Origin of the sequence: Maribacter aquivivus, assembly GCF_900142175.1 — a bacterium.
Classification (GTDB): domain Bacteria; phylum Bacteroidota; class Bacteroidia; order Flavobacteriales; family Flavobacteriaceae; genus Maribacter; species Maribacter aquivivus.
In genome coordinates this window covers 224,279-245,234 of sequence record NZ_FQZX01000003.1, presented here as the reverse complement: position 1 = coordinate 245,234, position 20,956 = coordinate 224,279, and the positions used below count along the sequence as shown (strand labels likewise).

Sequence of the window (20,956 nt, the reverse complement as noted above, 5' to 3'; positions counted from 1 at the left end):
GTCCTTTTTTTATAAGGCGATATTCAGCTAACTTTAATTTATGAAAAATCTGATTTCTGAAAGGGTAGCCGATTTTATTAAAAACTACCCTCCTTTTAATGTTCTTGATAGCAAATCGTTATTTCAGTTAGCTGAACAAGTACTTATTGTTTATAAGGAAAAGAACAGTGTAATTTTTAAGGTAGACGAACCTCAGCATTCTCATTTCTATTTAGTTCATAAAGGAGCGGTAACATTAAACAATCCTGCTAATTCTAATATTCTTGACTATTGCGATGAAGGCGACATATTTGGACTACGACCACTTTTTGCCAATGAAAATTACAAACTAGAAGCTAGGGCGCACGAAGAATCTATACTTTACGGAATTCCTATTGACATTTTTAAACCTATTGCAAAGCAGAACGAAGAAGTAACTATTTTTCTTATGGAGAGTTTTGCCTCCAACACCCGTAATCCGTACGCTAAAAATCAAAAAGGACAACTCTTTGATCACGAAGGTGAAGAAGAAATTAATAAAGAGGTCGTATTACCAGACTTACAATTAGCCAGCTATTCAAAAAAATTAGTGACCTGTTCTACAAGAACCACTATAAAAAAGGCTGCTGACATCATGTCTCAAAAGAAAATTGGATCCATACTTATCACTAGCAAAGATTTACCAGTTGGTATTATAACAGATAAAGATTTTAGAAACAAAGTAATATCTGGAGAGCAACCTATAACTGCTTCGGTGAAATCAATAATGACAACTCCAGTTATAACCTACCCAAAGAACCTAACGATTACACAGGCACAAATGGCCATGATGAAAAGTAACATCAGCCATTTGGTTATTACAAAAGATGGTACCCCAAATTCTTCTGCATTAGGTATTTTATCTAAACATGACGTTATGGTATCCTTAGGTGATAACCCTGCAGTATTGGTGAAAGCGATTAAACGTACTTCTAAAATCAAAAAAATAAAGCAGATTAGAAAGAGCGTGATGGTACTCTTAACTGGGTATTTGGAACAAAACATTCCATTAGGCTTAATTGCAAAAATAATTTCTGAACTGAATGACACATGTATTAAACAAGTAGTAGAAATTTCACTTGCTAAAATGGATACCCCCCCACCTGTAAAATTTGCATGGCTGGCTTTAGGCAGTCAAGGTAGAAGTGAGCAACTCTTACATACAGACCAAGATAATGCCTTAGTATTTGAAGATGTACCAGAAGAAGATTTGCCAAAAACGACCACTTACTTTTTAGAACTCTCAAAACTTATAACCAAAGGGTTACATACTATAGGATACGAATACTGCCCAGCAGATATGATGGCTTCTAACCCTAAATGGTGCCTAAGTCTAGAGGAATGGAAAAACAAACTATCTTACTGGATTGGTAACCCAGGACCGAACGAGGTATTGATGTCCTCCATATTTTTCGATTATAGTTTAGCATTTGGTGAGCGTAGTTTGCTAGATAACATGTCTGACCATATATTTAGAACCGTTCAGAATTACCCTATTTTCTTAGTGCATTTGGCAAATGGCGCATTACAGAGTCCGTCACCAACAGGTTTCTTTAGAAAATTTGTTGTAGAACAAGACGGGCAACACAAAGATTTTTTCGATTTAAAAAGCAGAGCATTAAGACCCTTGATAGATGCTGCCCGAGTTTTAATACTATCGCATTCCGTAAAAGCAATCAGTAACACTTGGGAACGTTATGAGAAATTAGCAGAACTTGAACCTAACAACCAAGAATTATACTTGGCGTGCTCTTATGCCACCAAGGCATTATTAAAATTTAGAACAAGACAAGGGTTGGCTAATCATGATTCTGGACGATTTATTAAACTAGAACAATTAAGCAAACAAGAAAAAATGAAATTAAAGCGCACCTTTAAAGCAATTAAAGAAATTCAAGAATTGATCACACTTCGCTTTAAGGTCACTAATTTTTTAGGGTAATGGGATTATTCAAAAAAACACCTAAAAATCTACCAGATTACTGGATAAAATACGCCTCCCTTTTTAAAGAGTCTCCGAGTAAAGATTTCAATGATTTAATATTTGTAGTATTAGATACGGAGACAACAGGTTTCAGTTTTGAAGATGACCGCATACTATCAATTGGGGCTGTAAAAATCAAAAAAGAAAGCATTTCCGTACAGGAGGTTTTTGATATTTATTTAGAACAAGAAAAGTTTAATAAAGAAACTGTTCATGTTCACGGACTCTTAAAAAACGGGCAACGAGAATGTATAAGTGAAGTTTTGGCGTTAGTGAAATTTCTTGACTATGTTGGCAATGCCATCATAGTGGCACACCATGCTGGCTTTGATATGGGAATGCTCAACACCGCTTTGGAAAGAAATGATTTACCTAAACTAAAAAACACAGTATTAGATACAGGGGTTATCTATAAAAAAACGCTGATCAAATCTTACTTAGTGCAACCAAAATCTAATTATACATTAGATGAACTTGCTGAAAAATTTTCTATTTCTAGAAAAGATAGGCATACAGCGTTAGGCGACGCCTATATTACAGCAGTCGCCTTTTTAAAAATCATTTCTCGCTTAAAGGAAAAGAAAAATTTCTCGCTTAAATATTTACTTAGATAGCGTTATAGACTCTCTAAATAATTCAATACATTTCTATTGATACGATCATTAATATGTGTAGTATCAGCCTTTACAAAAGGTTCACCGGTAATGTGCTCGTAAAGTTCAATGTAGCGCTCAGAAACAGATTCTATATACTCATCTGTCATTTCAGGTACGGTTTGCCCTTCTAAGCCTTGAAAGTCATTAGCAATCAACCACTGCCTAACAAACTCCTTAGAAAGTTGCTTTTGAGGTTCGTTAGCATCTTGCCTTTGTTGATATCCGTCAGAATAAAAATATCTTGAAGAATCAGGAGTGTGTATCTCATCAATCAGAACGATTTTACCCTCTTTTGTTTTTCCAAATTCATATTTCGTATCTACCAAAATCAATCCTCTATCGGCAGCGATTTCTGTACCTCTTTGAAAAAGTGCGTAAGTGTACTTTTCCAATACAGCATAATCATCCGCAGAAACTATTCTTTTACTTAAAATATCTTCTTTAGAAATATCTTCATCATGATCTCCCATTTCTGCCTTAGTTGCAGGAGTAATAATCGGACTCGGGAATTTATCATTCTCCTTCATTCCGTCTGGCATTGCAACGCCACAAAGTATTCTTTTGCCTAGTTTATATTCTCTAGCTGCATGACCAGATAAATACCCACGAATGACCATTTCAATTTTAAATGGCTCGCAAGCTACACCAACAGCCACATTTGGATCAGGAGTAGCAGTCAACCAATTGGGCACAATATCTTCGGTAGAAGCCATCATTTGCGTTGCAATCTGGTTTAAAATTTGACCTTTATAAGGTATACCTTTTGGCATAACCACATCAAAAGCAGACAACCTATCTGTAGCCACCATGACTAGCATATCATTTTCTAAAGTATAAACAGATCTAACTTTGCCTTTATAGACATTTTTTTGACCTGGAAAATTAAATTCTGTTTCGTAAATAGTATTCTTTGACATGTGATTTTTTAATTGTGGTGTTCAATAGTTTTATAAGCTTCAATAACTTCTTTCACAAGTTTATGACGGATAACGTCTTTATCATCCAAGTAAATAACTTCTATACCCGGAACATTTTGCAAAATTAATAAAGCTTCTTTCAATCCCGATATAGTTCTTCTAGGTAAATCAATTTGTCCGGGGTCACCAGTAATTAAAAACCTTGCATTTCTACCCATTCTAGTAAGAAACATTTTCATCTGTGCATGCGTAGTATTCTGAGCTTCATCTAAAATAACAAAGGCATTATCTAAAGTTCTACCTCGCATAAAAGCCATTGGGGCAATTTGTATAGTACCGTTTTCAATATAATGTACCAACTTCTCTGCAGGGATCATATCTCTAAGCGCATCATACAATGGCTGCATATAAGGATCCAACTTTTCTTTTAAATCGCCAGGTAAAAAACCTAGGTTCTCACCTGCCTCAACAGCTGGTCTAGTTAAAATAATTTTCTTTACCTGCTTCTCTTTTAAAGCCTTTACCGCAAGTGCTACACCTGTATAGGTCTTACCCGTACCAGCAGGACCGATAGCAAAAACCATATCGTTATTTTTTGAGGCATCAACTAATCTACGTTGATTGGCAGTCTGAGCTTTAATCAACCTACCACTTACACCATGAACCAATGTCTCTCCACTATTCTTAGATGATTTTGGCTGATCATCTTCAGAACTTGTTAAGATTCTTTCAATGCTGTTTTCATCTAACTTGTTATATTTAATGAAATGTTGGGTTAGAAGATCGAACCGTTTTTCAAACTCTTCCAAAAGTTCTTCATCTCCATAGACTTTAATCTTATTGCCACGGGCAACAATTTTCAATTTTGGAAAGTACTTTTTTAATAAATCAATATGTTCATTTTGCTGCCCAAAAAACTCTCTCGGGCTAATTTCGGTAAGTTCTAGAATTATCTCGTTCAAACAGTCAGTTTTATTATGATTTATAGTTAGCGAAGATTAGTTTCTAATCGCTGTTTTTTGTTTAATTTTGTATATCAAATTTAAGCAAATTTTAAGTTCGACTAACCAAAAACATATCAACATTGCTGTATGGCAATAATTACCCTAACAACAGATTTCGGATTAAAAGATCACTTTGTAGCTGTATTGAAAGGCTCCATATATACAGAATTGCCTGATGCCAAAATTGTTGATATTTCGCATGATATCATGCCCTTCAACATTCACGAATGTGCATACATACTATCCAACTCCTATAAAAGCTTCCCAAAAGGAACGATACATATTGTAGGGGTAGATTCTGAAGAGACCCCAGAGAACAAGCATGTTGTAGCACTGGTAAACGGACACTATTTCATTAGCGCAAATACAGGTGTCATTGGGCTTATTACCTCTGAAATGACTCCAGAGAAAGTGGTAGAAATAAATTTACCAGATTCCATAGCAAATTCGTTTCCTGTATTAAATGTATTTATTCAGGTAGCCTGCCATATTGCTCGTGGTGGCACTTTAGAAATTGTTGGTAAACCATTTACAGAACTAAACGACCTTAGAGAATTTTCGCCAAGAATCGCAGAAGACGGCAAAAAGATAATTGGTAGTGTCATTTATATTGATAACTATGGCAATGTCATCACCAATATTCGTAAAAACTTATTTGATGCTTACCGTAAAGACCGTGGATATACCCTTATTGCCCGTAATCATAAAATAAAAACGATTCATAAAGCTTATAATGAATTCATAGATTATAGTTTAGAAAAAAATCAACGCAAAAGCGCAGGAGATCTTTTGGCAATATTTAATTCATCTGACTATATTGAATTGGCAATCTACAAAAGCAATCTTACCACAGTTGGTGGCGCTTCTACCCTATTAGGGTTAGATTACAGAGATACTATTATGGTAGATTTTGAATAGTAAAGGCAAAATCAATTTCATGAAAATTTAAGCGTATTTTTAAATAATACGAAATCAGCAAAAGTTAATAACTAATGGTCAAATACAAATATTAAAAGCTTAAGTTAGTAATACCTAGTGTTATACACTACCTTGACCGACAAGAAACTGTTAATAAGTTTGTTTCCTTAAAAAGGGCAATTAAAATATCTTTGTTGGTAACGAAAACTGCCAACAATAAGGAGTTTAAACCTATTTTTCTTGTGAATTCGAGATTAATATCAATAAAATTTAAAGAATGAAATTTATAGTTTCAAGTACCTATTTGCTAAAGCAACTTCAAATATTAGGAGGTGTAATCAACAACAGTAACACGTTACCAATTTTGGATAATTTTCTGTTCGATTTGCAGAAGGACAAACTAACCGTGTCAGCTTCCGATTTGGAAACCACCATGAGTTCTGTTATAAAAGTAGATTCTGATAATGAAGGTACTATTGCTGTACCGGCAAGATTGCTTTTAGAAACTTTAAAAACTTTCCCAGAGCAACCACTTACTTTTGTTGTTGAGGATAACAATACAGTAGAAATTAGTTCTAACCACGGTAAATATGCTTTGGCATACGCTGATGGTGCAGAATTCCCAAAAGCGGTTGAATTAACTAGCCCTAGTTCTACAACATTACTTGGAGATATTTTAGCAACTGCTATCAACAAAACAATTTTCGCTGCTGGTAATGATGATTTAAGACCTGTAATGAGCGGAGTCTTTTTTCAATTTTCTCCAGAGAACTTAACGTTCGTAGCAACAGATGCTCATAAATTGGTAAAATACCAACGTACAGATGTAAGAGCTTCTCAAGTAGCTGAGTTCATCATGCCTAAAAAGCCTTTGACTTTATTAAAAGGAATATTGGCAGGTAGTGAATCTGATGTACTTATCGAGTATAATGAGAGTAACGCAAAATTCAGCTTTGAAGAAACAGAACTAATCTGTAGACTAATTGATGGTAAATACCCTAATTACGAAGCGGTAATACCAAAAGAGAATCCTAACAAACTTACTATAGCTAGAAATCAATTCTTAAGCTCTGTAAAAAGGGTTTCTATATTTTCTAATAAAACGACACACCAAATACGTTTAAAAATAGCAGGTGCAGAATTAAATATTTCTGCAGAAGATCTTGATTACTCTAATAAGGCAGAAGAAAGATTAACATGTTCTTACCAAGGTGATGACATGCAAATTGGCTTCAACTCAAGATTTTTAACTGAAATGTTGAACAACTTAGGCTCTGATGAAGTTTCTTTAGAAATGAGTCTGCCAAACCGTGCAGGTATACTTACCCCTACAGATGGTTTAGATGAAGGTGAATTTGTAACTATGTTAGTAATGCCTGTTATGCTTAACAGCTAGTACTTAAAATCTATAAACTAAAAAGGGTCAGTTATTAAACTGACCCTTTTTTTGCTTTATAATATACTTACGATATAAACCGTATGGTTCCAAAATAGCTAGGCGATTCTCCGTTACTAGCTTTTATCGCATTTACTGCAGGCATTACAATTGATAAAATTCCTGCAAATATTAATAATAAGATTCCGAGTCCGAATAATAAGATTCCAGGTATACCAATTACAAGATATAAGAGTAACGTTAACTGAAAGTTGATTACCGATTTACCGTGCTCATCCATACCTATAACTGAATCTTTGGTCGTTAGCCAAATAACTAACGGCACTACGAGTCCGCCAAATCCTGTTACAAAATCTAAATATTGAGACAAATGCGTAATGACCAACAAATTACGGTCTTCTCTAACAACTACTGCGTTTTTATTTACTAGTTCCATTTTTGATTGATTTAATGATGAATACTACAAATAAGACGCATAAAGTCGCAAATTGTTACAACTTTTAAAGAAATTATAGTTTTCTGTTCAACTTTGTAAGCTTCTCCTGCTCTTTCATAATCTTCATTTGACTCTTTGCAACCTTATCTTCTATTTTTTGAATATCGACAGGAGAAAGCGTTCCTTTTAGTTTTCCCTTTTCAAGTTGACTTTTTAATTTTATAACTTGTTTTTCTTCTTTAGAAATAGATTTTGTTTTAGAATCTATTTGCTTTTGAAGCTTTTCTTCTTTCTTTTTAGCTTTATCCTTTTTCTTTTGCTCAGCAGCTTCCTTTTTTTCTTTTTTTGCGTCAGCTTCAGCTTTATCAACTTTCTTCTTAACATCTTCCATTTCTTTCTCTTTCGTCACAGAAATTTCATCTGTAGTTTCAGGAGCATCACTTTGAGCCATACCAAAAGAAGAAACAAACATAAACACAAACAACACAATTACTTTTTTCATTTTTTAATTACATTTTATACTATGCGAAATTACTATATAATTATATACTGAATACAAAATGTCATTAAATTAAGAAAACTACAACAGTTATTAATTGATTATTTTTGCAGCATGATTCAAAACGATACCATAATAGCATTAGCAACTCCGGCAGGTGCAGGAGCCATTGCAATTATTAGACTTTCAGGTGCAGATGCAATTACTATTGCTTCCAAGCATTTTGAATCAGTTTCAGGTAAAATTCTTTCAAAACAAAAAAGCCATACCATTCATTTAGGATATATTAAGGATGGAAAAAATGTATTAGATCAAGCATTAATTTCAATTTTTAAAGATCCGCATTCGTATACCGGAGAAAACGTAATTGAAATATCTTGCCACGGCTCACCATATATACAACAACAAATTATTCAGTTATTCCTTAGAAATGGTTGTAGAACAGCAGATGCAGGTGAGTTTACGCTAAGGGCATTCTTAAATGGCAAAATGGATTTGAGTCAGGCTGAAGCAGTTGCTGATTTAATTTCTAGTGATAATGCCGCTAGCCATCAAATAGCTGTGCAACAAATGCGTGGCGGATTTAGTAATGAAATTAAACAGTTACGAACAGAGCTATTAAATTTTGCGTCATTAATTGAACTAGAACTCGATTTTTCTGAAGAAGATGTAGAATTCGCAGATCGTACTCAGTTTAAAGAACTACTTACACGAATTCAAAAAGTATTACAAAGTTTAATAGATTCTTTTGCAGTAGGAAACGTAATTAAAAATGGAATTCCAGTTGCTATTGTAGGTGAACCCAACGTAGGTAAATCTACCCTTTTAAACGCATTTTTAAATGAAGAGCGTGCATTGGTCTCAGATATTGCAGGAACAACCCGTGATACTATTGAAGATGAAATTTCTATAGGCGGAATAGGGTTTCGATTTATTGATACCGCAGGAATTCGAGAGACCCAAGATGTGGTGGAAGGCATGGGTATTAAACGGACTTTTGAAAAGATAGAGCAAGCACAAGTGGTTTTATTATTGGTTGATGGCTCAAAGCTATTAGCTGACGATAAAAAGCTAAAGAATATTGTAATTGACTTTGAAAAGATAAAAAATCAGAATCCGCAAAAACCCTTAGTATTATTAGTCAATAAAGCAGATACACTTTCTGAGGACGATAAAAATAAAATAGGCGCATATTTAGACGACGTAAAATATCTATCTGCAAAAACTGGTGAAGGAGTTGAAGAGTTGCAGAACAGCCTTTTAGAATTTGTAAATACAGGAGCTCTTCGTAATAACGAAACAATTGTAACCAACACACGTCATTACAATTCGCTACTTAAATCACTTGAAGAAATAGAAAAGGTACAGTTTGGAATGAAAGCAAATCTTTCAAGCGATTTAATGGCAATTGATGTTAAGGAAGCATTATACCATTTAGGAGAAATTACTGGGCAAGTAACCAATGATGAATTGCTAGGGAATATTTTTGCTAATTTTTGTATCGGCAAATAACATCACATAATTACACTTACCAAACATCAATTAAACCCTATAAAATATAGATTCTTAATAAATACATTTTGTATCACTTAGTGATATTTAGTGTTTTTTAGCTATTATTTGTACCTATTTTGTACCTCGTTCTCATTTTTAATTTATATTTGAACCATAGGGGGAAATGATGGCGACTAATTACACTTAAATACTCTTATCTCCACTTATTTACCCTTATGTCATACAATTTCAATTGTTGAATGAGTTCAAATATTAAGGTTTCACGAATTTGTCAAAACTGCAACATAGAGTTTGTAGCACGTACTACAGTCACAAAATATTGCGGACCAGTCTGCGCTAAAAGAGCCTACAAAACCAGACAGCGAAAAAAGAAAGTAAAATCTTCTTATGAGGAAACTTTAAAGCTCAAACTGCAACCATATGAAGTACTTGCTGTAAAAGATTTTTTAACCGTAAGGGAGGCTTCATCTTTATTGAATATCTCCACTAGAACTACCTATAGACTAATTAAAGAAGAAATCTTAGAAGCTGTAAATCTCTCCAATAGATTAATTAGAATCAAAAGAACTTCAATAGACAAACTTTTAACTTCTATCTAAAACAATCGCTATGGCAAACGTAACCGTCCGAAAAAAGAAATTAGCATCTGGCAAATGGAGTCTGTATTTAGACTACTACCCTCCTATTATACATCCGAAAACTGGAAAAGAAACTAGAAGAGAGTTTTTGAAACTATACACCCATGTTACTCCAAAAGATGACATGGAAAAGCTTCACAATAAAAAGACACATGAATTTGCCGAGATAGTAAGGGCAAAGAGATTATTGCAATTGCGAGATAGAGAATTTGGACTTAAAGAGAATATTAAGCTGAATGTAAAAATTGCAGCATACTACAACAGTATTGTGGAAGAAAAACTAAATACAGGAAGCCATAACAATTATTTAGCATGGAAAGCATCGTATCAACATTTCTCAAATTTTGTTGGCTACAAATTGCAAACGCAGCAGTTTACTAAAAAGCATGTAGCCGACTATAGAAAATACCTGCTAGAATTAAAAAAAGAGAACACTAATGAGAAAAAATTAGCTATTAATACTGCATCTACATATTATAAACATTTCATCAATGTTCTAAAAAGTGCTTTTAAGGACAACCTAACAGATACCAATCTAGCTAAGGATGCTGTATATATAAAAGCTGAAGAAACACGCAGAGAATATTTAACCGAAGACGAATTAGGTATTCTATGGAAAACTGCAATAAAAATTGAAAAGGTAAAGCACATGGCGATATTCGCAAGCCTTACGGGGTTTAGATTTTCTGATATTGTTTCACTGAAATGGGAAAGCGTTTTCACAGATTCTCACCAAGGTCACTACGTTCAATTAAAGGAAAAGAAAACAGGCAATATAAGTAACCACCCTATACCAAAAACTGCTTTCAGTATTTTAAAATTGCAAGCTACTAGCAAAGGTTTAGTATTTAATAATATTGATTACTCTAAAACGGTTAGACCTTTAAGGCAATGGATTGAAGACTCTGGTATAAATAAAAAAATTTCCTTTCATAATTTCAGACACTCATACGCTACATTACAACTAGCAAACGGTACAGACATATATACAGTCTCAAAATTATTAGGTCATAAGAATGTATCTACTACTCAAATCTATGCGAAGGTCATGGATAAAAACAAAATTGAAGCCGCTAACCGCATAAATTTAGATCTAGATGGATTACTATAATATTTATTTAAAGTATTGGCAGAATGTTATCGACCAGAGGACCCTTCAGGCAATAGATTATTTTAAGAAATCTAAAGAGAGTAATAGACCATTTCTATATGTGCATAAAATATTTATTGAACAAACGAGAAAACAACTTAACACTGAAGTATTATTACCTCTAAAAAAAGAGTATTCTGAAATATTATCGATTTTCAACAATAGGACTGAACTAGCAGAAAATGAACAAATTTTATCAGTTTTATCAAATGACATAAAAGACCAATACATTAAAAATGGGTATAACCTTTCTGGCTATGAAAGTATAATTGAAAAATTAGCACGATATGAAGCGCTTAATGAAATAGTTAGGAATCTGAGCAACCATTACCAATATTTAGATTTAGTTTACAAAACCGACATGTGGGAAAATTTTCAATTAGAGGGTTTTGAGAAAGGTTACTTAAACGACAATAGATATGCCAAAATGAAACAATCTGTATATCCTTCAAATGAAAAAAATAAACAAATATCACCTACCCCAGTAGAAACAAATAAACGCACACCTGCAAAATCTGAAACTCAAATACAATATCAAAATCATATAAAAACTTTTACTGAGAATGAAAAAAAGTTTATCCTTTACGTTTTAGCTGAATTTCACAAAGGAGAAAAATCAATTTTACAAGACAAGAAATTACCTTTTACAGAATTTCTTATGGCTTTAGAAATTACAAAGTCGGTATATGATGAAAAAATCTTTTATGCCGAACCAAATAGTATTTCTTACTACACATCAATAAGAAGAGGAATAAAGCTTGCACCTTCAGGTAAGTCAAAAATGTTTCTAAATTCTTTAACTAAAAAATTAGATTCGTTAAATTTCAACCAATTACAAAGGTTAATTGCAGAGTGGTATACTACTAATAAAACTAAGTAACTATCAATTATCTATATATAAAATCTTCTCAATAAAATTGACTTACAAAAACACAACACCCACATAATCAATTAAATACAAAATATAAAGACTATATACTCAGTATATAAATCTAAGTTTTAAACACACCTACCTTTCTACCTTCGAATTCAATATTAATTAAATTTTTATTTATAATGGATTCATTATTTAAATTCACAGATGAAGGTATTAAGTACCTAGCAAAGTTAATTTCCGACCAATTGAAAGACGGTATTATGGTCGAAAAACAATCAGAACAAGAGATACCCGTAGATATCAACGAAGCTTCTGTATTTGTCAAAAAAAGTAAGTATACACTATACGGCAAAGTCTCTAGAAACGAAATACCCTTTCATAAAAGAGGAAAACACTTGTATTTTTTCAAATCTGAATTAATCACTTGGCTAAAAACAGGAAAACAAGAAGACAAAACCTCTGTTCAAAACGAGGTAGATGAATATTTACTTAAAAATCAGATGTAGATATGGAAACTAAAAACAAAATTTATTTACCAGACGGACATTTACAGACAGAGGAAATTATCCATGATTTACAAGGAATAAGAACTATTAATAATGATTTAATAGTAGAAAAATCTCTTAGATCAGTTATTGGAAAATCATATTCATTAATAGAATATTTAAACTTTAACCCAAAAATTCCGTGGAATCAAATAGAGCAAAAAATTATTACTGCTTGCAAAGAAGACCCTGATATGCACGGAATATTCATAAATCTTCTTTTTATGAACAGAAGTCAAAATACAGACTATGGTAAAATGGGAGAACTAATAGTAAAAATTGCTAAATCATGAGCGAACAATATATGAGAGCAGGTACGGACTACTATAAAGAGTCCTACCTACCGCTACACAGTGGTGATAAAATGAAAGTTTTATTAAAATGGAACAAGGGCGAAATAATAACTGACTTTGGAAAAGAGTATCTGGAAAACATCCCTAAGTATGATGGATTTTGCTTAATACCCTCACACACTAATCACAAACAGGTGATAGATGGATTCTTAAATCAATACCATGCAGTTGACCATGAACCCCTACCGGGAGAATTAAAAGTAACTACCCAATTCATAAAACACTTTTTTGGTGAGCAATATGAGTTAGGGTTAGATTACCTCACCTTACTATGGCAAAAGCCAACACAGACACTACCAATTCTATGTTTGGTAAGCACAGAGCGAAACACAGGTAAATCGACATTTCTAAATTGGCTAAAAATGGTATTCCAGAGTAATATGACCATTAATAATAATGAGGATTTCAGGAGTAGGTTTAATGCTGACTGGGCTGCTAAATTAATCATAGCGGTAGATGAAGTTCTGTTGGACAAACGAGAGGACAGTGAGCGTATTAAGAATTTATCCACTGCCAAGAGTTACAAAAGTGAATCTAAGGGCAAGGACCGTGTGGAAATACCATTCTACGGTAAATTTATACTATGCTCTAACAACGAAGAAAATTTCATTTATGTGGATAATGAGGAAATACGTTACTGGGTACGCAAAATCCCTAAACTAGCTAAGAATGGCGACAATCCTGATATGTTGGAGGCACTTGAAAAAGAAATTCCTCATTTCATTCACCTATTGACCAACAGAAAAATATCAACGAAAAAAACTACACGTATGTGGTTCACAAAAGAACAAATACATACTGCTGCATTGGATAAACTAGTGAAGTCGAATAAAACTTTTATTCATAAAGAACTAGAACAAATTTTACTTGATGAGTTCGATATGTTCGACCAAGATGTTCTTAAATACTCTAATGCAGATTTAGTTAAAAAATTATCTGAAAATAACATTAGAGTTTCGTCTTCGAAAGTTACGGAGGCTATTAAAGTACACATGGGACTGGAGACTACAAATAGTAGCTATAAAAAGCACCACATGTCAATATTACGTGAAACACGAAAACCATTCGTAGAAACCACCCATCATAAGGGTAGACATTACACATTCACTAGAGAAAAGATGGAAAATAACAGTTGACTTGTTGCATATGGTTTTAAATGCCCAGCCGGCGGGTGTTTAACCATTCAACATTACATCAACTTGTTGTCAACAATTGAATTGTTGACCTTATGTTGCACTTCTGTTGCAGCTACAAACTATTGCAAACACTGCACCTAAAGTCAAAATCTAAGAACATTTCAACAGTCAACAACAGTTATGCCATTTCCTTCTGCACTTGCCCATAAAGTAGCTATAATATTCATTCAGTAAAAGAACTCTCATCAAAGGTATGCATAGGTACAGTCTTATTAGCCATGTACTCCGTTATAGCCTTCAAGGTTTTTCCATTCACAGGATGCAATCCTGGAGCTGTATAATACTCAATCTTATTTCCAGACTTATAGTACCATATCAATGGTTTCTGAGTGGTTTCATCAAAAAAATTAGTAGTTAAATCAACTTCTACTTTCTTTAAGGTATTTAATCTCACTTCATCTAGAGGAACTATGTTTTCCTTATGACTTACGGAACATGCAACCTTTTCAAAATGGTCTACTTTCCATACCATACATGAGGTCCCCTTATTCTTCTCGCTTAAACCAAGAATCAATCCGACAACTATTATTAAACTTATAAACGCTATTACCTTCCAGTTTTTTTTCTCACCTACTTTATTAACTTCAACACTAATCTTTCCCTTAGAATTTTGCTTAACGTAATCAGCAAATGATTTGTAACCCAGATATTGACATAGCACATTAATAGTGTGCTCAGATTGCTTACCTATGTTTTCTTTTTTATCAATATACTTTTGGCAAAGTCTTTCTGCAGTTTTATAGCTTATTGCCGTAGAACTATCAATATGATTATTAAGTGCATTATTAGTATGAATTGCACATTCAGTTTTTGCTTTTGCAAAAACCTTTTGAACTATTTCATTAATTATCACCTCATTCATACTTTTAAAATTACAATTTTATTCTTATTACTTCCTAGCAAAGATTCTTTCTAACCGCTGCTATCATTGGTGTCTAATATATGTCCAACACAAGTCAAGGTTATGTCTAGCTCCTATCCATCAACATCCCTTTTCTTTGTTTCAGATTGATTTAAGACTATGATTTGCTACCACAGTTTATTAATAAACCAGTCTCTCGGAAATCTAAAATACGGTCGGTGATTAGCCCGATTGAGAAGTAGCTAAGCACTACCGTATTTGGATTTCCACTTCTCAAACCTGGGAGACGTCCCTTCATTTTAATACGCGATTTCTATCGCAAAAATTCACTGATTTCTAATTCGGTCAGCCATTGGTATGTCCAAAAATCTTAAACAAAATGAAGAAAATTTATATAGTTGTATTTACGATAATCCTCAATTCTGTCTTTATATCATGTGACCCACAAGACCTATCTGAGAATGAAGTTGAACTTCAAGCCTGCTGTGGTGACGGTGGAGATATTCCACCTCCACCACCACCGCCAGATCCACCGGTTAATTAATACAATATTCTATAAAGAGGATTGAGCTAATGCATGCTTAATCCTCTTTTTTATTCAGTAAGTTCTTTAATACTAAAATTCAATAAAACTGGTAGGTGATCAGATAATTCTCTTGCTTTGCTTATGTTCTCACAAGCTTTCACAAAATCAATCACATAACCACTCTTGAGTACAATTTTATTTGAATAGAAAATATTATCAATAGGATAATTCAAATAACCATCAGTAGTAGCACAACTTTGCTTCAAAGTAGTCTTTGCATCAATAACCGTAGCATTATAACCCTGCGTTCTCAAACCAATAAAAACTTCCTCCTTTTGGTCCACATTAAAGTCTCCAGCAAGTATTATAGGGTGTTGAAAGTCATCTGATTTCAGATAGTCGGTAATCGCCAATATTTCTCTTTCCGGGTTTTTATCATGTGGTCTAGAGTGAAAATTGATTACAGAAAGTTTTCGCCCTTTAAAATAAAAATCAAGAAAGAAGGGTTCTCTATCAACCAATGAATCCAATTCTGATATTAACGCTCCCCTATTCTTTATTTTAATGTTTTTTGTTTTCCAAATAAACGCATAACGCTCCGTTACATATTTAGGGCTATTGGTAGGGTTACTTATCACATAATCCCATTTAGCTCCTTTTCTATTTAGGTTATCTGCAAGCTTTGCAACTGCCTGGGCACCACCATAACCCGTAACTACTTCTTGTATGGCCACAATATCTGCATCGCGAACAATTTCAGCCATTCTATCTAGCTCTTCACTATTCTTTGTTTTGCCAAAATCTCTAATATTCCAAGAGATAAGACTGATTTGTTCTTGAGAAGAAACCGAAAAATGAAATAGAAATAAGAGTAGAAAAATGGTCTTTTTAAACATAGTAGATTTTAATAAAAACGAAATTAATACAAATAGATTTTGTCTGATTACGGGATACCGTAAAAGATAAATAAACGGTTTAAATACTTTTACTTCCAACAAACCAAATACAACCATTTAGTTATTTAGAATATGACTAACAAAGCAAATAAAAAAGAATCTTCATCAAGACAACGATTATTGATTCTAAAACTGACCACCAATTCTTTAAAAATCATTTTCAGATTTTTAAAACTTCTATTTAATGGTCAAAAAATGGAAAGTATTAGTTTTCAACCAGATTCAGAATACTGTGTTGATGGCACAATCAATCAATTACGCTGGGAAATACGAAATGCTGTTTTTATAACTGTTAGCAATTCATCTCAACTCTTTTTTAATTCGGGTCAGCTTCTATTTAAAGTAAAAAAGGGACAGAAAGAATTTCAGTTAACCGCATATGGTGTTGGAAAGAAAACTAAACTTTTTACAAAAATTAAAGTAATAGCCCTTAACAAAAAAGACTTTTCTAAAGTAGAAACAATTTCAAAAAATATTGACGTCAACAAAAAGAAAGTCGAACTCAGTAAGCAAATAAAAAATTGCACTATATCATTTCAGAACACAAAACAACCTAAACAATCTAAGCAATTACAAATTGAATTAAATCAATCACCATTTCTAAAAAACTCGTCCGCTAAAATTAGACTTACCAATTCAATTGAAGAGCTGAAAAATTTAAAACTAGAATTAGAAACTGACCTTAACTAAACCAACCGAAATACATTAATTATGAAAAGAGAATATTATACAAGCCCTAAACCTGGTCTAATAATGAGGCTTTTATGGAAAGCTGCAGGTTCAGATGGTTACATTTTAAAAAGAAGCACCTACTCTGATCAAGTAAAGTATGCTTGTTTAGGTGGCATTGTAGTAGCTACAGGTTTTATGGCTGCCGTAGCCGGCGGTTATGCTATCTATACAATCTTTGAACCTAAGGGCTCCGCTCTTGATGGTGGTACTGATACAACAACTGCAATTATGGCAAGCGCTTTTGGAATCATATGGGGTCTTATCATATTTAATATTGACAGATTTATTGTTGCTGCTACAGGTAAAGGTGATGGTACTGAAGCAATTACTTGGGGCGAGTTTGTTAATTCTGTACCAAGAATAATTATGGGGCTTGTTATTGCTATCACAATTTCTAAACCAATGGAAATTAGAATGTTTAAGTCTGAGATTGATGCAGAACTTCATCAAGAACAGTTAGTTAAACGTAAAGAATATGAAATAGCTACAAAAGCAAATTACATTTCAAGATTTGATTTAATCGAAGAAGATCTTGTGAAAATAGAGAGAGAAAGAAATGATGTTGTAGGAAGATTGAAGCTTGCAGAGAAAGAATACACAGATCAACTGCAAGGTAGAGCAGGTGCAGGAGCAGGTGCAGGACCGCTCTCAAAGGCATTGAAACAACAAATGGATAAAGTTGAAAGGGATTTAAACGGGTACGATCAGTCGCACCAAGTAGCGCTAGAACGATTAAACAACGAAAAATTAAAGCTTACTGAAGAACTTGACAAAGAACTTGCTAAAAACGAGGAAGTAGCCAATGGTCTTGATGGATTATTAGAACGAATAAAATTGGCTCACAAAATCGCAGGGATGTGGATTACCTTCTTTATTACTTTACTATTTGTTGTAATCGAACTAACTCCCATTTTCTTTAAAATGATGCTGATTAAAAGCCCGTACGATTTTATGGGAGATAATATTCAAGAACTCTTAAAAGCAGATAATGGTATCCAAATAAAATATGACTATTACAAAGACAAAGAAGGGCAAGAAAGAGACCTAATTATCAGCCATCATGCAGAGCGAAAAATTGATGAAAAAATAGCACTAATGAAGGCGCAATCAGAATTGAGCGATTATATCATTGAAAGATGGAAAGAGAATGAAAAGAAGAAAATAGACGATAACATAGAAAACTATATATCTGAAGTATAGATGTCACGAACAAGAATATATCATCCTTTTTGGAAATTGGCAGGAGAAGATAAAATTATACTTAGAGAATCTGAAAAACATTTACAAATACGCTTTGCATTAAGCGGGTTCTTAATTGTTCTATTGTTTATAACAGCAGTAATCTCTTATCACCACACTTTTTCGCAAATATTCAATATCCCTAATGTATCATGGGTTTGGAGCTTGCTATTTTCATTGATGATCTTTAATATTTATAAACTTAGCTTAATTACAATTTCTGCCAATCCGAATAGAAAGGGAGTTGGTTACATAACCTCATTTTTAATTCGCATTTCTATTTTGCTATTACTAGGTCTAACGATAATAAAACCTATTGAGACGTTACTTTTAAAGAGGACGCTAAATATAGAATTAGCTCATCTGAAGGTTGACGAAATTAAAAAGGCAACAATACAAACTGCAGCCTATTTTGATGATGAAATAGCATCTAACAATCAAGAGTTAATTAGACAAAAACAACTTCTAGCCGACGGAAGAATAAAAAACAACTCAAATAGGGTTGAACTATTAGAAGCAAAAAAAGCAAAACTACTATTAGATAAAAAAATACTAATCGTAGATACAGAAAATAGAATAGATGCTTCACCTCATTATGTTAGAGGATTGATACTCTTAAATTATAAATTTCCTTGGGTTTGGATAATCTCTATTGGTTTTTTAATATTATTTCTTACACCTTTATTTCTCAAATACTTCATATCTAGATCAAGCTCATATGACATTGTAAGATCAGAGCTAAACAGAGATATTATTTTAGACGAATACGATAATTTCAAGAAGCAATATCCTTTATTATTTCAAAATAGTATAGGTAAAAGAATTGAATTAGAAGAACGTTTTGAAGACCCTCCATTTAATCAAATACCTAGGACAATTACTCGTAAAACGGGGACTGAATTAGATTTTATGAACTACTTAAATGGGCTATAAAACTCTTACATTTTCACGCCAAGTCCAAAAAAGAACCTATGTTCAAGGTGAATTTACGGGCAAATATCACGGCATCGCAAATGATAAAATTCTTCTTTCCAATACTGAACTTTATGACATTTACATTTATGAAGGAGAGATAAGCAATCTTAAGAACAATAAAGAGCACCCTGCAATTATAGATAAAACAATTTATAATGCCATAGTATCAGAAACACAATTAACACAAAAAAGTTTTGAAAATGTTCTTATAAATCTAAATACTACAATTCAAGGTTATGACAGTGTACGTTTAGAAATAATCGAACCAAAATTAGAAGCGGTTCAAATTTATGATGTCGTAAAAAATGGTAATAAAACCTTTGGCACTCTTGCATGTTTAGTGAGCGGTTATCTTTTAGAATTTGAAACGATTTTCAATGAAATGCCAGTTGAGACTTGCGATAATTGCGGTCAAATACTAGAAGAATGCACATGTAAAGAGTTTACCCCTGTAGTATTTGAAGATGTTGCTGAAATTGATATTATCCATGAAGAAATTGCTCAAGAGCCTTTTTGGAAAAGTATTCCTAGGGCTTTTAATAAAGAAAATAGGACCAAATTATGGAACGAAATTCAAACATCTGGGTTGGGTTGCCTTGGATTCATTGGATTACTATTTAGTCTAATATTTTTATTCTCATTTGGTCTGCCAGGTATATTAGCTGGTCTTTTTCTAGCATTGCTTTATGCTATTGGTGCATTTTTTAGATTCTTTCCTGCACTATCTTATCATTGGCGACAATTACTCTATGCTTTTACAGGTATTCTAATTATAGGTCTACTTCTAAATTTATTTAAACAATCTGACAATTACTTAAATAAATCAAAAACTGAAATTTCAGATACCAACAAAAAAGGTAAAGAACATTTCAATCATCAACCAAATACTAATTCTGATGAGGAGTTTAAAATAATTAGAAATAATAAAAACGATAATTTCAAAATTGATGACTTAGATTTTGACCAAGAAGAAAAATCTGCACAAAACCCTGATGAAATACCAATTGATCAAACTGTTACTCTGTATAATGATTCTATTGAGAGTTTCCAAAACGAAAATGTATATACGCAAGAATATCAAGTAGAAAGTGAACCCAATCAAATTTTACAAGACTCTTTAGTAGCTAACCCTACTTCTAACTCGCAAAAATCAGATACCTACGTAAGCTCTATTCCACAAGAAAACAGAGTGCAGACAAATGATTTAGCCGCCCCTAACTCTAGTACTAAGCAAATTGTAAACGAACAGAATGAAAATAATACTAATATTGATGTAGCTACCAAAGAAACTAACGACAAGAATTCAAACGAAGGCATAATACCAATATATACTACTGACACACTGGCAATTACAAAACGAGGAAAAGAACCAAAAATACGACCATTAATGACCGGAACCGTTTTTCAAGAAGGTGATATTTACATATGTAAAGGCGACACAAGTGAACGCTATCATTTAAATCAAAATTGTAAGGCATTAGATAGTTGCACTAGTAGTATTTATCAAATGAATGTACCTGAAGCTGAAAGACAAGGGCGTAGTTTATGTGAATTAGAGAAATAA

General features: G+C 33.1%; 22 protein-coding genes. 16 read left to right on the top strand and 6 right to left on the bottom strand.

Going from position 1 to position 20,956, the window contains the following annotated elements:
- Window positions 1-40: 40 nt before the first annotated feature.
- Complete coding sequence (locus BUC31_RS16725; protein WP_073246403.1) at window positions 41-1,960, top strand: DUF294 nucleotidyltransferase-like domain-containing protein; 1,920 nt, start codon at window positions 41-43, stop codon at window positions 1,958-1,960.
- Complete coding sequence (locus BUC31_RS16720; protein ID WP_073246401.1) at window positions 1,960-2,616, top strand: 3'-5' exonuclease; 657 nt, start codon at window positions 1,960-1,962, stop codon at window positions 2,614-2,616. Before BUC31_RS16725 ends, BUC31_RS16720 begins: the two co-directional genes overlap by 1 nt.
- Window positions 2,617-2,618: 2 nt before the next feature.
- Here BUC31_RS16720 and BUC31_RS16715 read toward each other — a convergent pair whose 3' ends face one another.
- Window positions 2,619-3,575 carry a phosphoribosylaminoimidazolesuccinocarboxamide synthase gene (locus BUC31_RS16715; protein ID WP_073246399.1) on the bottom strand — a complete coding sequence of 319 codons (957 nt, stop codon included), beginning with the start codon at window positions 3,573-3,575 and terminating at the stop codon, window positions 2,619-2,621.
- 8 nt (window positions 3,576-3,583) lie between these two features.
- Window positions 3,584-4,537, bottom strand: coding sequence for a PhoH family protein (locus BUC31_RS16710; protein ID WP_073246397.1), 954 nt, complete (start codon window positions 4,535-4,537; stop codon window positions 3,584-3,586).
- 129 nt (window positions 4,538-4,666) lie between these two features.
- Here BUC31_RS16710 and BUC31_RS16705 point away from each other — a divergent pair, with 129 nt between their 5' ends.
- Window positions 4,667-5,497 (top strand): SAM hydrolase/SAM-dependent halogenase family protein, encoded by an 831-nt coding sequence (locus tag BUC31_RS16705; protein WP_073246395.1) that lies wholly within the window; start codon window positions 4,667-4,669, stop codon window positions 5,495-5,497.
- A gap of 277 nt (window positions 5,498-5,774) precedes the next feature.
- Window positions 5,775-6,893: a DNA polymerase III subunit beta gene (dnaN, locus tag BUC31_RS16700; RefSeq protein WP_073246393.1), complete on the top strand. Its 1,119-nt coding sequence runs from the start codon at window positions 5,775-5,777 to the stop codon at window positions 6,891-6,893.
- 67 nt (window positions 6,894-6,960) lie between these two features.
- Here dnaN and BUC31_RS16695 read toward each other — a convergent pair whose 3' ends face one another.
- Both BUC31_RS16695 and BUC31_RS16690 read right to left on the bottom strand, forming a co-directional pair.
- On the bottom strand, window positions 6,961-7,329 hold the full coding sequence (locus BUC31_RS16695) for a DUF4870 domain-containing protein (RefSeq protein ID WP_073246391.1): 369 nt from the start codon (window positions 7,327-7,329) through the stop codon (window positions 6,961-6,963).
- 73 nt (window positions 7,330-7,402) lie between these two features.
- The gene (locus tag BUC31_RS16690) at window positions 7,403-7,831 is read right to left on the bottom strand and encodes a hypothetical protein (RefSeq protein WP_139251999.1); all 429 of its coding nucleotides are present in this window, start codon (window positions 7,829-7,831) and stop codon (window positions 7,403-7,405) included.
- Between the two features lie 111 nt (window positions 7,832-7,942).
- Between BUC31_RS16690 and mnmE the strand changes: the two genes are divergently transcribed.
- The 7 genes from mnmE (at window position 7,943) to BUC31_RS16655 (ending at window position 14,042) form a co-directional block, all read left to right on the top strand.
- Window positions 7,943-9,340 carry a tRNA uridine-5-carboxymethylaminomethyl(34) synthesis GTPase MnmE gene (gene mnmE / locus BUC31_RS16685; RefSeq protein ID WP_073246387.1) on the top strand — a complete coding sequence of 466 codons (1,398 nt, stop codon included), beginning with the start codon at window positions 7,943-7,945 and terminating at the stop codon, window positions 9,338-9,340.
- Between the two features lie 242 nt (window positions 9,341-9,582).
- Complete coding sequence (locus BUC31_RS16680) at window positions 9,583-9,942, top strand: helix-turn-helix domain-containing protein (protein ID WP_073246385.1); 360 nt, start codon at window positions 9,583-9,585, stop codon at window positions 9,940-9,942.
- Window positions 9,943-9,952: 10 nt separating this feature from the next.
- The gene (locus BUC31_RS16675; RefSeq protein ID WP_073246383.1) at window positions 9,953-11,092 is read left to right on the top strand and encodes a tyrosine-type recombinase/integrase; all 1,140 of its coding nucleotides are present in this window, start codon (window positions 9,953-9,955) and stop codon (window positions 11,090-11,092) included.
- 100 nt (window positions 11,093-11,192) lie between these two features.
- The gene (locus BUC31_RS16670; RefSeq protein ID WP_139251998.1) at window positions 11,193-12,011 is read left to right on the top strand and encodes a hypothetical protein; all 819 of its coding nucleotides are present in this window, start codon (window positions 11,193-11,195) and stop codon (window positions 12,009-12,011) included.
- Window positions 12,012-12,187: 176 nt separating this feature from the next.
- The gene (locus BUC31_RS16665) at window positions 12,188-12,514 is read left to right on the top strand and encodes a helix-turn-helix domain-containing protein (protein WP_073246379.1); all 327 of its coding nucleotides are present in this window, start codon (window positions 12,188-12,190) and stop codon (window positions 12,512-12,514) included.
- 2 nt (window positions 12,515-12,516) lie between these two features.
- Window positions 12,517-12,846, top strand: coding sequence for a hypothetical protein (locus BUC31_RS16660; RefSeq protein ID WP_073246377.1), 330 nt, complete (start codon window positions 12,517-12,519; stop codon window positions 12,844-12,846).
- Window positions 12,843-14,042, top strand: coding sequence for a primase-helicase family protein (locus BUC31_RS16655; protein WP_073246375.1), 1,200 nt, complete (start codon window positions 12,843-12,845; stop codon window positions 14,040-14,042). The genes BUC31_RS16660 and BUC31_RS16655 overlap by 4 nt, the downstream gene beginning before the upstream one ends.
- 223 nt (window positions 14,043-14,265) lie before the next feature.
- Here BUC31_RS16655 and BUC31_RS16650 read toward each other — a convergent pair whose 3' ends face one another.
- Window positions 14,266-14,964: a hypothetical protein gene (locus BUC31_RS16650; protein ID WP_073246373.1), complete on the bottom strand. Its 699-nt coding sequence runs from the start codon at window positions 14,962-14,964 to the stop codon at window positions 14,266-14,268.
- A 379-nt stretch (window positions 14,965-15,343) separates the two neighbouring features.
- Here BUC31_RS16650 and BUC31_RS20370 point away from each other — a divergent pair, with 379 nt between their 5' ends.
- The gene (locus BUC31_RS20370) at window positions 15,344-15,508 is read left to right on the top strand and encodes a hypothetical protein (protein ID WP_170861976.1); all 165 of its coding nucleotides are present in this window, start codon (window positions 15,344-15,346) and stop codon (window positions 15,506-15,508) included.
- A 50-nt stretch (window positions 15,509-15,558) separates the two neighbouring features.
- On the opposite strand, the gene BUC31_RS16645 is transcribed toward BUC31_RS20370, so the two are convergent.
- On the bottom strand, window positions 15,559-16,386 hold the full coding sequence (locus tag BUC31_RS16645; protein WP_073246882.1) for an endonuclease/exonuclease/phosphatase family protein: 828 nt from the start codon (window positions 16,384-16,386) through the stop codon (window positions 15,559-15,561).
- 132 nt (window positions 16,387-16,518) lie between these two features.
- On the opposite strand from BUC31_RS16645, the gene BUC31_RS16640 reads away from it, so the two are divergent.
- From BUC31_RS16640 to BUC31_RS16625, 4 genes are read left to right on the top strand one after another with little or no spacing between them, the layout of a single operon-like run.
- On the top strand, window positions 16,519-17,136 hold the full coding sequence (locus BUC31_RS16640) for a hypothetical protein (RefSeq protein ID WP_073246371.1): 618 nt from the start codon (window positions 16,519-16,521) through the stop codon (window positions 17,134-17,136).
- A gap of 21 nt (window positions 17,137-17,157) precedes the next feature.
- Complete coding sequence (locus tag BUC31_RS16635) at window positions 17,158-18,378, top strand: DUF4407 domain-containing protein (protein ID WP_073246369.1); 1,221 nt, start codon at window positions 17,158-17,160, stop codon at window positions 18,376-18,378.
- Window positions 18,379-19,350, top strand: coding sequence for a DUF4407 domain-containing protein (locus BUC31_RS16630; protein WP_073246367.1), 972 nt, complete (start codon window positions 18,379-18,381; stop codon window positions 19,348-19,350).
- A complete protein-coding gene (locus tag BUC31_RS16625) occupies window positions 19,340-20,956 on the top strand; it encodes a hypothetical protein (RefSeq protein ID WP_073246365.1) in 1,617 nt (538 codons plus the stop codon). The genes BUC31_RS16630 and BUC31_RS16625 overlap by 11 nt, the downstream gene beginning before the upstream one ends.